The organism is Sutcliffiella halmapala, from assembly GCF_050107295.1.
Taxonomy (GTDB): Bacteria; Bacillota; Bacilli; order Bacillales; family Bacillaceae_I; genus Sutcliffiella_A; species Sutcliffiella_A halmapala_A.
Genome location: NZ_JBNIKR010000007.1, coordinates 122,083 through 134,695, shown reverse-complemented (window position 1 = coordinate 134,695; position 12,613 = coordinate 122,083). Strand labels below are relative to the sequence as shown.

Here is a 12,613-nt window from a genome sequence, read left to right as displayed (position 1 = left end):
CTTCTTACTTTATTCGTTCCCTTTTTTAGTGAGGTAGGAAATGAGCATGCTGATGCCAACGCCTATTGCATCTTCCTTGGGATCTAATTTGGAATGATGCAGCCCGTATGGGGATTCGACTCCCAACCAGAACATAAAACCAGGTATGTTTTGAATCATATAGCCGTAATCCTCTCCCGTCATTGCATGCCTGCATTCCACCACACGGACATCTGTTTCCTTGTCGACAAATGCCATGAACTCTTCTGTAAGCTCCGCATCATTATCCACCTGGTGATACATGCACCCATAGTCAATCGATGTTTCACAGTTGTAGCCGATCTCCACACCCTGGACTAGCGCACGGATTCGCTCTTTCACCTTTATCATGCTTTCAACCGATAATGTGCGGATTGTCCCCTCAAGTCTTGCACGCTCTGCAATAATGTTCTGCACCGTTCCCCCAGTAATTTTGCCGATGGTGATGACCGCACTATCCAAAGGGTCGACATTCCGGGAGATGATGGTCTGCAGTTGGGAGACAAGTGAACAAGCTGCCACTACCATATCATTTGTTTGGTGAGGATAGGCTGCATGGCCACCCTTTCCTTTCAAATCGATGAACAACTCAGATGTATTGGCAAAAAGAAGACCAGGTTTCGTGGCGATGGTACCTACCGGATACTCCGGTGCTATATGGAGTGCAACTATCATATCAGGTTTCCACTCGTGAAAAATCTCGGATTGAATCATCAGTTGCGCACCACCAGGTCCCTCTTCAGCTGGCTGGAACATGAATAAAAGATGGTCATTAGATGGGTGCTGTGAAAAATGTGTCAATACACCCAAGGCAATACTCATATGAAAGTCATGACCGCAAGCATGCATCATCCCTTCATGCTTGGAGTGGAATGGCAGATCCGTTTCTTCTGTAATCGGCAGTCCGTCTATATCTGTGCGATATCCGATTGTTTTGGATGGATTCGTGCCTTTGATTCGCACAAAGATGCCGGTTTCCCATTCCTTGATTTCCATGTTTTCCTGTGGAAGACCCTTTAGATACTGAAGAAGATAGCCTTGGGTTCTTTTTTCCTGGAATCCCTTTTCAGGTATTTGATGAAGGTCCCGGCGGATTTGGATATAGGGATTTGAAACATTTGTCACGTTATTCGCCTCTTTCTCATAGGTTGCAAATTCCATGGATCATATATTTTGAAAAAGAAGGCGCGGATCGTTGCATCCACGCCTTCCCTGTCAGGAAATTATTTGGAGCTTACAGCTGACGAAGCTCTTGTTTTATTTCAGTTTTGGATTTGGTCTTTTCATCGATATCCTTGATTTTTCTTGCAGGTGTTCCGGCAACCACTGTGTACGGAGCTACATCATCGATTACAATAGCTCCTGCTGCAACTACAGCACCTTTGCCAACAGTCACACCTTCAAGGACCACTGCATTGGCACCGATTACCACATCATCTTCCACGATAACCGGCTTCGCGGATGGAGGCTCGATTACACCGGCAAGCACTGTTCCAGCACCAATATGACAGTTCTTCCCTACTGTCGCACGGCCACCAAGTACAACGTTCATATCAATCATCGTACCTTCGCCGATAACTGCTCCAATGTTAATGGAAGCTCCCATCATAATGACCGCATTGTCTCCAATTTCCACTTGGTCACGGATGATAGCGCCAGGTTCGATACGCGCTTTAATACCTTTTAGGTCAAGCAGTGGAATCGCGGAATTGCGGCGGTCGTTTTCTACCACATAGTCTTCGACCTTATCTTCGTTTGCTTTCAATGCCGCTTCAAGTTCCGTCCACTCGCCGAACACGACACCACTGTTGCCATTTATAAAGGATTTGGAAGAAGGTCCAAAATCGATACCCTCCAAATCACCTTTTACGTATACCTTTACAGGTGTTGATTTTGTACTATTTTGAATAAAAGAGATAATTTCATTTGCATCCATCATTTTCATTATGTATTCCTCCTAAAAGCATATGTTGTCTTTATCCCTTTACTCTATCAAACAAAAAATAGAGTGACAAGTGAAAAAATTTCTAATGCAAAAAAAATGACAGAGAGCACTCAAAAGGATGCTTTCTGTCAGCTCAGTTCCAATCAGTTTGCTTTTTGAACTATTTTATTGTTCATTCTCCCAATAAATTGAACAATGATAATGCCCAAAATAAAAGTGATGACACTGGCTACATTCAAAAATATGTTTGATGATATTCCAGGAAACACTACCATAGTGGAACCCAATACCAGTCCGATTATGACAGCAAATGTCAGTCTAGGATAAGCATTCATCAGGAATTTTATCACTTTGCTGCTGACGATGAACCCTACACCTCCACCTGCCACAAGGGCAAGGATGATCGGTATGTTCAATGTATGCAATGCATTGAGGGCTGTGTAATAGACGCCCATAATAAGAAGCATCAAAGATCCGCTGACTCCTGGCAGCAGCATCGTCATGCTGGCAATCCATCCTGCAAAGAATAAACCGATTGCTGAAGTGACAGTCAGAGTTTCAATTGGAGCCATGGATGACTCTTTTAAGAAAGCCATGGAGGCAACCAGAATAAACGCAATGGCTAGAGCAAAGTAATCCCATTTTGTAAAAGATTTTTTCAGATCGGATTCTTTGACCAGCATGGGAAGAATTCCTATGATGAGTCCTAGAAATAAAAACTGAGTCGGCTGATAATAATTGTCGATAAAATAAGTAATCACCTTGCTGAACAATAATATGGAGGTGCCGACTCCTAACACTAATGGCAGCAGAAAGCGCAGATGGTGCAGCCAATCCTTGCTGAAGAATCCGCTGATAGCATCTATCAATCGATCATAGATTCCTAAAATGAATGCAATTGTTCCTCCGCTTACGCCTGGGACGACATCACTGACTCCCATAATCATTCCTCGAAAAATGTTTTTCCATTCCATCCTTATCGTTCCACCTTAAAAATACAAGTCTTTGTTTTACAAGTCTATATCATACTATTATTAAGTTTGAGAATCCAATAAAAACTAATTGAAGTTTTGATTATCTTTACCATTTGCCTCCTCAATCAATACCTCAAGGAAAGCTTCCACCTGTTTTAGCCTGAATGAGGATTCATATCCAATCAGCCATGTATCCCTGTGCAAAGTGGAATCCTCATTTCTGGCAAGCGGTATTTTATTAATCTGTTCGTAGTCTTCCTGCAACGTAATCGAGGGAAGGATGGCGTACCCGATTCCATTCAATGCCATCTGCTTGCATGTTTCAATCTGATCCACAACAATCGTTCGTTTCGGAGGCGTCTGAAACTGTTTATGCCACCAGACCTGGATTTCCTGATAATAAGTCGAATCGCTCTTGAATTGAATAAAAGGGCGCTCTGTATGCGGAAGGTCCTCAAGACTTTCAATTTCGGTATCGACAACGTACAGATCGTCACTCAAGAGATGCTGTTTGATCCCTTTCCATTCAGGATTTCCCCTTATTATCCCGATATGCACCTCGTCCTCATATAGGCTTTTCACAATATCACTGCTCCACCCTGTGACCAAGGACACTCTGGCATTGGGATATTTTTGAATATATTTCTTCAATATTTTCGGAAGCCAATATTGGCCAATAATTGTGGCCACTGCTATCTTTAACGTTCCATAGACTTCCTTGTCCAGAGAAGAGATTTCCTCCCTTACTTTTGCATCCTTTGCGAGGACCTCATCAGCGAACTCCACAATTTTTTCACCTGCCGGCGTGATCAGCAGCCCTTTTTGCGTTCGTATGAAGATCTTTGTATTCCATTGCTTTTCAATGGTTTGAAGACGCTGCGATAAAGCAGGCTGCGAAACGAATAATCTTTCAGCAGCCTTTCTCATATTCTTTTCTTTAGCCAAAACGGATAGTATGTAAAATTCCGATGAATTCATGAAGCCACCACCCTCGATCCCAAGATATAAGTTTTTCTTATAGTATATCTTAATTTTTTCGATATTTCATTATGACTTTATTATTCATACAATGAAATAGAAAAGATTCTGCAAAAAGGCGGAGATGCGTATGGAAGCTACTTATTACTTGTTGATTTTGATTGGATTTATCGCTACATTCATCGGGACATTGGGTGGTGGGGGAGGCCTCATCAGCCTTCCTGCAATGCTTGTACTTGGAGTACCGATCCATGCTGCCATTGCCGCCAATAAGTTTTCTAATACATTCAGTTCCACAGGCAGCTTTTATACCATTTGGAAGAGGAAGGAAGTAGACCTTAAATTAGGATTGAAGATTGTTCCTTTCACTCTTTTGGGCGGATTATCGGGGGCTTTACTTGCATCCTATCTAACGGAGGGAATCCTGTTAAAGATTGCCCTTGTCCTTTTGATATTTGCAACTATCCTAAATATAGTGAAATCCCGTAGACCGAATGTGGCTTCGGAGCAGCCTGTCCCGAAGCTATTCTTTCCCACCTATATTTTTATCGGGGCATTTGACGGCCTCTTTGGTCCAGGGCAGGCGACACTTCTTATGCACTCGTTCCTTAACGCCGGTTACTCTTTTATCACCAGCATCGGTCTCGCCAGGCTTCAGACGCTTTCCAGCTGCTTTATTTCTTTCCTTGTTTATTTTTCGATGGGACTGTTTGATTGGAGAGTTGGAGTTCTACTTGGAATTGGCTCGTTTATAGGGGCTCAAACTGCTGTCAGGCTCGCACCTAAACTTTCCACATTGCCATGGAAGAATATCCTGACTGGTTTCTCTGTATTTTTAATAGGTTACCTTTTGTTGAAAATCTATTTTTAGTATTACAGACATAAAAGGCCTCCGAACGTCCATGCCGGACATTGGAGGCCATTTATTCTATTCTTTTTTAGGCAGTAGAAGGATAAGGAGAAAACTGATAACCGCAAATGCCGCTACCACAATATATACGGTCTGCAATGCCGAAGTCAGTCCATCCTGCAGTAGCGCCCTCATCGATTCCGACAGCTGATTTCTTTGTTCCTCATTTAAAAGAAGCGTGGTGGAATCAAGAGAAAACTCATCATTCATCCCATTCTCCTTCAAATGTCCCTGAATCCGGGAGTTTAGAATCCCTCCGAGCAGGGCCGCTCCAATGGTACTCCCCAGTGTTCTCATAAACATATTCGACGCGGTTGCAACGCCACGCTTCTGCCACGGAACATTGCTTTGAATGGATACGATAAAGGAAGTAGTGGAAAAACCCATACCCACCCCTATCATAAAGGAGCCGAATGCCGCCCACAACGGACCATCGTCCGGACTGAGGGTCATAAAAATGATGCTTCCTAAAATCAGGGCCACTCCCCCAATGATCGAGGTTGTCCTAAACCCGATTTTCAAGAGGACCCTCCCAGCAATCATTGCTGCGATCGGCCAACCGATTGACATGGTCGTCAGGGTAAAGCCCGCAACGATGGGCGGCCTCTCCATGACGCCTTGAACAAATGCGGGGAGGAAACTCGATATCCCAATCAGCATCACCCCTGTTGTAAGAGATGTAGAATTCGCAATTAATATGGAACGTTCCTTCCAGATATCAAATGGCATCATCGGATCGACAGCACGTTTTTCCTGGAAGATGAAAAGCACAAAGGTAATGACAGAAATGGAGACTAACGATATGATGGGCATCGAGGTCCATTCAAAACGCACTCCTCCTTCAACCAGGACATACATCAAACTAGAAACTGATACAAAAAGCAGCCCTGCACCTGCATAATCGATGGAATGCTTTTTCTTCTCGATACCTTCATGCAAGTAGAGCAAAAGACCAATGATTGCAAGGATTCCAAGCGGGACATTCACCCAGAATACAAAGCGCCAGCTTACGTATTGTACCAACAACCCCCCGATAGCCGGTCCTAAAATAGCAGAAATTCCCCATACACTTGATAAGTATCCCTGTATTTTTGCCCGTTCTTCTTTTGTATACATATCACCTACTATGGTAGAGGCTATCGGCATGACTGCACCTGCCCCGAACCCCTGGATAAATCGGAATACGATCAGCATTTCGATGGATCCTGCCATACCGCAAAGTATGGAGCCAATCAGAAACACAACAATTCCAAATATCAAAATCGGTTTTCTTCCAAAGAGATCTGAAAGCTTGCCGTAGATCAACACCGTGACGGCATTCATCAGCAAATACGATGAAAATACCCAGCTATACAATGAAAAGCCGCCTAAGTCAGCTGCGATGGCCGGCATCGCTGTAGAAACGATTGTAGCCTCCACAGCTGCCATGAACATCGCCAGCATGATTGCCGCCAGTACAAAAGGGCGCTTCGTCTTTTTTTCTTGGGCAAACCCGATCGCTTCTCTTTCCCTTTCAGCAGTTACCATACTCTACCCTACTCTCTAACTAATTGAAATTTGTATTTTCGTCGAAACTATTTCGTGCCTCTATGTAAATTGTAGCGTTCATTCTTTATTATGCAACCATTTAGACGCAATTAAAAAAGACCCTTTCAGGTCTTTTTTAACGTTTGCTTTGCTTTTGAATTTGAGTGTAAAGTCTTTCCAGTATACTTCTTCTTGTAAGGATCCCTTCAAACACGTGTTCATCGTTTTCAATACAAACAAAGGGATGGTCGACAAGAAGTTCCAAGCCATTCTCTACACTGTCGTTCACATTTAATCTTGGGATTATTTTATTCATCACATCTTCCACAACCATTTCTTCCAGCCTTTCGAATTCTATACGTTCCAAGCCCAGGATGGAATCCATAATTTGTGTTGTGCTGATTAGACCGTGTAATTGATATTTCGGATCCAGAACGGGTACAGCTGTATATCCGGTTTTGGTTAGAACCAGCAATGCATGTTCCAAGTTATTACGCACCTGCACATGTGCCACACGTTCTGCAGGAATTATCAATTCCGGTAGGGTTGTTCCAAATAATTCACCTTTTTGGAGGCTGATCATGAATGTTCTTCCTCTCTATATTTACTCTCAAAACAGTATATGACGATTTTCATAATTGACCATTATCATTGTAGCATAAATTTTATTGGGACTCGACTATTATATAACAAGAACCTCCGCTTTTCATTCGACAGAAAAAGCTGCCAATCCGGCAGCTTTTATTAATCCCTATGAAACTTTATCATAAATTTCAATCAGCTTTTTATAGGTGGAGCTCACAAGTTTCTTTTCTCCCATCTCCATATCATTGATTACACTCGCGACAAGTTCTTTGGCAAAATTTGTTGATATCAACAATTCTATCAATAATTCCTTTTCCTCTTCGTTAAAATGAACCATCCATTCTCATCCCCTATTCTCCGATGGCTATTTCGTGTATCGATTAGCATAGCAAAATGCAGTATATGCGTCCGGTTTAATCTTTGCATCAAATCCCATTGCAACAATTCTTCCTGTCATTTCCTGAATGAAATCCTTTGTTGCTCCCCTTTTTCCAATATCCAAGTGGATTTCAAAACGGAAATCGGCACCTTGCTCCAAATGTGGGATGATAAGATCCTGGATTGCCGCTAATCGTTCATTCGAGAATAGCATCGCAACTTCCTGGCTTAAAGCAGTTTCAAGTGATATCTTCTCGTGCAAGCTTCGAATTGCCCTAGAAGCAATATAAGGCCTGACACATCCCCAGGCTCCCTTTCCCACCCGATGTAAATGAATAGCCGTCATAAATCTTGTTTCTGTTCGATGCACATGTGAATCTGTCCCAATGGACAATAAGTAGGAGGCTTTTACATCTTTCTGGATAAAAGAAAGTAACTGTTTATAAGCTTGTTCAAAAGTAAGGTAGCCGTGGGTAATATTATAAAACTTACTGGGGTTATCCATTTAGCCACTTCCTTTTTTGTACTTTCCTACTTACATATATGATGAAAAGAAGGAAAAAATTAATGTTTTTCACTCCATTGACTGGCTGATTAACAATTGAACAGCTATTCGGACAAAAAAAGAACCAAACTCCTTTGAATAGGAGCTTGGTCAGCCTTTGCTTGTATGGATTTGGCGCTTAGTATAAGTACAGTGAGGGCATTTAAAGATTACATTTTGATTAGATTGTGCGGTCAATACCTTATCCAGCGCTTCTTCTTTGTTGCACTTTGGACAATGAACCAATGGCATCATTCGTACCACTCCTAACGTAAATGTTTCTTAAACTCTCCGTTATCCACGAAAATCTCATCCTTGTCCACGGCATGGGGATTCGCAAGCACCAGACCGATATTAGTGGAGGAAGCTTTATCATCCACGATCGTAAATGGGACATTATACTGGTTGGCCATTTTCGTATATTTGGAAAGGTGTGCATAATTGATGTCGCCGTCCAAATAAAGACGGGAACCAGGATATCTCTTCATCAAGTCACCAAGCGGCACATATACTTTCGCTTGCATCACTTGCCCATTGGTAAGCGCCAGAATAACGCGTTCCCTTAACTGGGATAAGTACTCTTTTCTCTCACCCGGTTTTATTTCAGGAGTTCCTTTTAAACCATTGTCAATATAATCATCTATATTTTTACCCATGATACTCTCCCTTTTGTTTTGGCTAACCTAACAAAAAATACGCATCACGCGAGTTTCCGCCATTAATGGATCAGATCGAAAATTTCTATTGCGATCATATCGATATTATCGAATTGATACGTTTGTGGACTTTCACCTTTAATAAACACTTCAAGCTCATATGTATTCGTTTTATCAAAAAATTTTACGCTGCATACCTTTTCTCCATTTACTTCAAAGAAACGCTGAGCAGGCTCATTTCCAGCCTCGGAAGTTTCTTTTAAGTCATTCAATCTCTTTACAATCCCTACTAATAGTGACATGTCACAACTCTCCTTCTATTCCTTCTACCTATATCATTCACCTACATCGCCTTGAACATTCGTTTTTGCAGGTAAATAAAGTAGAAATTTTTTTATATTCATGCTACATTTTTATTTCCCTCTTATTGTAGTCTAAAACTATCGCAAAGAGTGAAAAAAGATGTGAATTTTTTTCTAACGAGGAGTGTAAATAAATGAAAGTTACCGTGTATACACAGCCAGACTGCCCACCTTGCCAGGTGGTTAAGCATTTTCTACAACATCATGATATCCCTTTCGAATCTATCGACATTTCTGAAGACCCGCGTGCTAAGGAATACTTAGTCTATGACCTTCAATCCTTTTCCACTCCAACTGTAACAGTGGATGAGCATGTTGTAAAAGGATTTGATTTACAAACCTTGCAGAAGCTCCTGCATATAGAAGAGTAACCATTCCATGCAAGAGAGTACATCATACCATTAAAATCCTTAAGAATAAAAGCATTTTAACAAAAATAAAAAAAGAGCTGGATACACAGCTCTTTTTATGGCCTTATCTTGTAACGAGCATTTTCGGTTCGGCCTCAGGCAGGAAATAATGGGATGCAAACATTGGCAGGAACTGATAAAACGCAAACGTCGGGTTCTGTGTACCCGACAAGAAGGCAAAGCCTGCAAATGGTCGGGTCAGTTGATAGAACGAAAATGGTTTTCCCTTCTCCTTCTGCTGTTCATTCACTATATTTGTAGCCTCTTTATTCTTCTCGTTTGTCGTACTTTCCATTGTTCTTGCATCATTATCCTCTTTTAGAAAACCGGGTTGTTCCTTTTCATACCCATAATTGACAACTTGAAGCCCCTGCTCATTCTTTTCCAATTCCACATATTCATAATGATCAGGATACAAATTAGCCTCAGATTCATCGACATCAAAGAACTCATAGGCAAAAAGCCTTCCGGTAGCTTCATCCTGTTTGATTTTGGTATTCTCACCATAAGTGAAGAATGGAATGTAAAAGTGAGGTACGTCTGTTCCATACGTGATATATCCTTGCTCTTCTTTAAAAAGATGCGCATCCAAAAACTGGGCCTGATAATCACGTGAAAAATATGGGTCCAATTCGTTCTGGATTTCTGTCATATCCCTATGCTTTTCACCCAATGAAAACTGGGCCTCTTTAGCTTCCTGTAAAAAAGAGAATACTTCTTCTTTCTGAGTCGGAGCTTCCGCTGCCACATATGATACTCCCATTAGTAGTATGAAGATAACTGCAACTGATAATCTGGTATATGCTTTGAGCAAATGATTCTCCTCCTAATGTTATGTCCTCTAATTCTACCAAGTTTATCCTTTATAAAGGGCGGTAACCGTTCGCAAAATTCCTTGTCCATTTGACAAAAAATTCGATATACTAACTTTTACCCTACAAGCAATCTCACAAACAAATTCTATTACGAAATTATTCAAATAATATAAAAATGGTCCTATTTAACTAACACACAGGGTAGCGCATCAGTTAAAATGTACTAAAAAAAAAAAACTGACCAAATTTCTCGTCAGTTTCATTATGATGATAGAGCTATATACGCAATAAATATTAATGCTAATGAAATGGCAATTATATAGGCTAAAAACACTGGATTTTTTAATACATAATGATCCTGTACCTTTTCACTTATTGCAGAATCCATTTCAGAGGTCTGACTGGAGTTTGAACGACTGCCTACCCTATAAGCATATATACTTCCAATTACAACTACTAAAAAACCTAGAATTAATAACATCAAATCAAAAGAACCCATTACTCTCACCTCGCGAGCTTTGTTACTCTTAAGGTTTACTTCCGGACTGTTTCTATACCTTCCTTTTATAAAAAATCCTGATTTTCATATAGATATTCATATGCCAAATCTATATAGATGAACTGTCCAGTATTTATTGGATAAGAGAAGGTACGAACAGTCTCGCCTGTTTCAATATCGCTGTACAAATCTGATAATAGACCTTTCTTCTCTACTCTCATTTTCATTACATATTCCAAAAAATACGGACGCCAGCTCCAGTTTTTTTGTTTATATTCAGGCTGAATCTCCCATTTCCCTTGTTTCTTTATGAGGTTGGAAGATAACTGGAATCCATTTTCATCACAAACATACATCCTGAAACTGATTTCGGAAAAGTCTTTGGTAATAGCCTGCAGCCAATTATCCAGCTCCTCGATTTTTTTGTTCCTACCCACTAACTGCTGAATTTTATGTTGGAGCATTTCGGTCAATTGTTGGATGGCTTCAAGCTTCCTCTTTTCATAACGGATAAATTGCTGGAATTTATCAATGAGGACTGTTTTAGCGTAATCTTCCTGGATAAATGAAGAACCCGGTTTATGTAAATAATATCCCTGATAGTACCTTCCACCATGCCGCCAAGCATATTGAAGCTGATAGGAGGCTTCCATATTCTCGTACAGCAGGGTTGCACCAATTTTCCGGGACAATACAGCAAGTGAAAAAAGCACATCCTGATGCGCACTTAACTCATGGCTTTGACGAAGTACTTTCAGATCCACTTTTAATATATTCGGGGATAGCCGGCCGATTCGATCAAGGTCAGAACCTGATTCCCCTATGTTTGAGACGGCAATTTGTATGCCAAAGGTTTTGTAATAGTTGACGAGATGCTGAAGATGCTCTACATCGCCATCATAGGTATGTTCATCAATTTCCAGGATAATATTTTTAAGGTTCAACCCTTTTGGTACATAGGAAAGCAACAGCTCTAACAATGATTCCCCCTGATCCTCCAGAAGTATGCTTGCATTCTGATTGATGAAAAGAAGAAAGGATTTTTTTTCGGAAGTGTAATCGTTCAAGGCTTGATGGATGATTTTCTTTTCCACTTCCAGAAAGTATTCGTCCGGGACATTTTTATCATGGAAAAAAGGGCCTAGACTAAGAACATTTTTTTCATCCATTTGTATTCTTCCCAGCACCTCATATCCCACAACCTCCTGTTGGTCTGCACTGAATATGGCTTGATAATAGGGAATGACCCTTTCTATGTTTGTCATGATATCTAGTGGATCCATACCCTTCTCCCCTTTTGCCGTTATTTTCGAAAATTATAACATGTTTCAGTAAGAAAAAAACAAAAAAGCTGCTGGTTCTCAGCAGCTTTTAATGTAGATCTTTAAACGGGATATTATTCGCCTCTCGGTATTTTCAGTTCCATTCCAGGACACAAGCAATCTGTCTGCAGTTTATTCATGGAACGGATAGCCGATGAAGATGTATCGAAGCGATCTGCAATTTTTTGAAGACTGTCAGAAGCCACCACCGTATGCCGATAGACTGGGACTTTAAGTTCCATTCCCACAAAGAGTGTATCACTGGGAAGGTTATTTTCTCTTATCAACAGTGCCTCTTCGGTTTGCAGCAGCTGACAAATATCCTTCAACGTATCGTCTGGCATAACTTTGTAGAACCCAAATTCCGAGGTATCCGATTCTAGAATCGCCTCGTTTTGTTTTTCCTTCATGACGGCAACCAAAAAGTTCTGGAATTTGACCCGGTAGCTATTCACTTTCGTTTGAGGAGGAAGGAATTGTTTGGAGTATTGCCTAGCAAGGACCAGCAGACTCCCCTTTTTTTCCGCTCCGCTTTTTTGCTCGGCAAATTCCACTGCAAATTCATAAAAAGCCTCTGTAGGATTAATAAATAGAGTCAATTGCTTATTTTCCCCGTCCCATTCATGTTTATAAAACAAACTCACACATATCCCTCCCGGATACATACTAATTACTCTTAGTATGTATCCA

At 41.0% G+C, this 12,613-nt stretch carries 16 protein-coding genes; 2 read left to right on the top strand and 14 right to left on the bottom strand.

Annotated elements, in window-relative coordinates; all coding sequences use genetic code 11:
* Positions 1-9: 9 nt before the first annotated feature.
* From ACQCT5_RS13230 to ccpC, 4 genes are all read right to left on the bottom strand, one after another.
* Positions 10-1,179: an N-acetyldiaminopimelate deacetylase gene (locus ACQCT5_RS13230; protein WP_499642498.1), complete on the bottom strand. Its 1,170-nt coding sequence runs from the start codon at positions 1,177-1,179 to the stop codon at positions 10-12.
* A gap of 73 nt (positions 1,180-1,252) precedes the next feature.
* Positions 1,253-1,963, bottom strand: a complete 711-nt coding sequence (gene dapD / locus ACQCT5_RS13225) for a 2,3,4,5-tetrahydropyridine-2,6-dicarboxylate N-acetyltransferase (protein ID WP_499642497.1) — start codon at positions 1,961-1,963, stop codon at positions 1,253-1,255.
* A gap of 143 nt (positions 1,964-2,106) precedes the next feature.
* Positions 2,107-2,937: a DUF368 domain-containing protein gene (locus tag ACQCT5_RS13220; RefSeq protein WP_499642496.1), complete on the bottom strand. Its 831-nt coding sequence runs from the start codon at positions 2,935-2,937 to the stop codon at positions 2,107-2,109.
* Positions 2,938-3,021: 84 nt separating this feature from the next.
* Positions 3,022-3,915, bottom strand: a complete 894-nt coding sequence (gene ccpC / locus ACQCT5_RS13215; RefSeq protein ID WP_499642495.1) for a transcriptional regulator CcpC — start codon at positions 3,913-3,915, stop codon at positions 3,022-3,024.
* 130 nt (positions 3,916-4,045) lie between these two features.
* Between ccpC and ACQCT5_RS13210 the strand changes: the two genes are divergently transcribed.
* Positions 4,046-4,786: a sulfite exporter TauE/SafE family protein gene (locus ACQCT5_RS13210; protein WP_499642494.1), complete on the top strand. Its 741-nt coding sequence runs from the start codon at positions 4,046-4,048 to the stop codon at positions 4,784-4,786.
* 57 nt (positions 4,787-4,843) lie between these two features.
* On the opposite strand, the gene ACQCT5_RS13205 is transcribed toward ACQCT5_RS13210, so the two are convergent.
* The 6 genes from ACQCT5_RS13205 to ACQCT5_RS13180 form a co-directional block, all read right to left on the bottom strand.
* Positions 4,844-6,352 carry an MDR family MFS transporter gene (locus ACQCT5_RS13205; protein WP_499642493.1) on the bottom strand — a complete coding sequence of 503 codons (1,509 nt, stop codon included), beginning with the start codon at positions 6,350-6,352 and terminating at the stop codon, positions 4,844-4,846.
* Between the two features lie 136 nt (positions 6,353-6,488).
* Positions 6,489-6,935, bottom strand: a complete 447-nt coding sequence (cbpB, locus tag ACQCT5_RS13200; RefSeq protein WP_499642492.1) for a cyclic-di-AMP-binding protein CbpB — start codon at positions 6,933-6,935, stop codon at positions 6,489-6,491.
* 168 nt (positions 6,936-7,103) lie between these two features.
* Positions 7,104-7,274: an antirepressor AbbA gene (abbA, locus tag ACQCT5_RS13195; RefSeq protein ID WP_417900712.1), complete on the bottom strand. Its 171-nt coding sequence runs from the start codon at positions 7,272-7,274 to the stop codon at positions 7,104-7,106.
* 27 nt (positions 7,275-7,301) lie between these two features.
* Positions 7,302-7,820 (bottom strand): ribonuclease H-like YkuK family protein, encoded by a 519-nt coding sequence (locus ACQCT5_RS13190; protein WP_499642491.1) that lies wholly within the window; start codon positions 7,818-7,820, stop codon positions 7,302-7,304.
* A 305-nt stretch (positions 7,821-8,125) separates the two neighbouring features.
* Positions 8,126-8,515: a YueI family protein gene (locus ACQCT5_RS13185; protein WP_499642490.1), complete on the bottom strand. Its 390-nt coding sequence runs from the start codon at positions 8,513-8,515 to the stop codon at positions 8,126-8,128.
* Between the two features lie 62 nt (positions 8,516-8,577).
* Positions 8,578-8,817: a YkuJ family protein gene (locus ACQCT5_RS13180; protein WP_204418601.1), complete on the bottom strand. Its 240-nt coding sequence runs from the start codon at positions 8,815-8,817 to the stop codon at positions 8,578-8,580.
* Between the two features lie 194 nt (positions 8,818-9,011).
* On the opposite strand from ACQCT5_RS13180, the gene ACQCT5_RS13175 reads away from it, so the two are divergent.
* Complete coding sequence (locus ACQCT5_RS13175) at positions 9,012-9,248, top strand: glutaredoxin domain-containing protein (protein ID WP_499642489.1); 237 nt, start codon at positions 9,012-9,014, stop codon at positions 9,246-9,248.
* A 103-nt stretch (positions 9,249-9,351) separates the two neighbouring features.
* On the opposite strand, the gene ACQCT5_RS13170 is transcribed toward ACQCT5_RS13175, so the two are convergent.
* From ACQCT5_RS13170 to ACQCT5_RS13155, 4 genes are all read right to left on the bottom strand, one after another.
* Entirely contained in the window at positions 9,352-10,101 is a 750-nt protein-coding gene (locus ACQCT5_RS13170) for a DUF3993 domain-containing protein (protein ID WP_499642488.1), read from the bottom strand.
* A gap of 263 nt (positions 10,102-10,364) precedes the next feature.
* Positions 10,365-10,601, bottom strand: a complete 237-nt coding sequence (locus ACQCT5_RS13165; RefSeq protein WP_499642487.1) for a hypothetical protein — start codon at positions 10,599-10,601, stop codon at positions 10,365-10,367.
* A 65-nt stretch (positions 10,602-10,666) separates the two neighbouring features.
* Entirely contained in the window at positions 10,667-11,884 is a 1,218-nt protein-coding gene (locus tag ACQCT5_RS13160; RefSeq protein WP_499642486.1) for an EAL domain-containing protein, read from the bottom strand.
* Between the two features lie 113 nt (positions 11,885-11,997).
* The gene (locus tag ACQCT5_RS13155) at positions 11,998-12,567 is read right to left on the bottom strand and encodes a LysM peptidoglycan-binding domain-containing protein (RefSeq protein WP_499642485.1); all 570 of its coding nucleotides are present in this window, start codon (positions 12,565-12,567) and stop codon (positions 11,998-12,000) included.
* Positions 12,568-12,613: the final 46 nt, after the last annotated feature.

What these genes read in the sequence shown, in the direction of transcription:
- ACQCT5_RS13205 (WP_499642493.1), bottom strand. Translation starts at nt 6,352, where the DNA reads ATGGTAACTGCTGAAAGGGAAAGAGAAGCGATCGGGTTTGCCCAAGAA.
- dapD (WP_499642497.1), bottom strand. Translation starts at nt 1,963, where the DNA reads ATGAAAATGATGGATGCAAATGAAATTATCTCTTTTATTCAAAATAGT.
- abbA (WP_417900712.1), bottom strand. Translation starts at nt 7,274, where the DNA reads ATGGTTCATTTTAACGAAGAGGAAAAGGAATTATTGATAGAATTGTTG.
- ACQCT5_RS13180 (WP_204418601.1), bottom strand. Translation starts at nt 8,817, where the DNA reads ATGTCACTATTAGTAGGGATTGTAAAGAGATTGAATGACTTAAAAGAA.
- ACQCT5_RS13185 (WP_499642490.1), bottom strand. Translation starts at nt 8,515, where the DNA reads ATGGGTAAAAATATAGATGATTATATTGACAATGGTTTAAAAGGAACT.
- ACQCT5_RS13190 (WP_499642491.1), bottom strand. Translation starts at nt 7,820, where the DNA reads ATGGATAACCCCAGTAAGTTTTATAATATTACCCACGGCTACCTTACT.
- ACQCT5_RS13160 (WP_499642486.1), bottom strand. Translation starts at nt 11,884, where the DNA reads ATGGATCCACTAGATATCATGACAAACATAGAAAGGGTCATTCCCTAT.
- ccpC (WP_499642495.1), bottom strand. Translation starts at nt 3,915, where the DNA reads ATGAATTCATCGGAATTTTACATACTATCCGTTTTGGCTAAAGAAAAG.
- cbpB (WP_499642492.1), bottom strand. Translation starts at nt 6,935, where the DNA reads ATGATCAGCCTCCAAAAAGGTGAATTATTTGGAACAACCCTACCGGAA.
- ACQCT5_RS13165 (WP_499642487.1), bottom strand. Translation starts at nt 10,601, where the DNA reads ATGGGTTCTTTTGATTTGATGTTATTAATTCTAGGTTTTTTAGTAGTT.
- ACQCT5_RS13220 (WP_499642496.1), bottom strand. Translation starts at nt 2,937, where the DNA reads ATGGAATGGAAAAACATTTTTCGAGGAATGATTATGGGAGTCAGTGAT.
- ACQCT5_RS13175 (WP_499642489.1), top strand. Translation starts at nt 9,012, where the DNA reads ATGAAAGTTACCGTGTATACACAGCCAGACTGCCCACCTTGCCAGGTG.
- ACQCT5_RS13230 (WP_499642498.1), bottom strand. Translation starts at nt 1,179, where the DNA reads ATGGAATTTGCAACCTATGAGAAAGAGGCGAATAACGTGACAAATGTT.
- ACQCT5_RS13210 (WP_499642494.1), top strand. Translation starts at nt 4,046, where the DNA reads ATGGAAGCTACTTATTACTTGTTGATTTTGATTGGATTTATCGCTACA.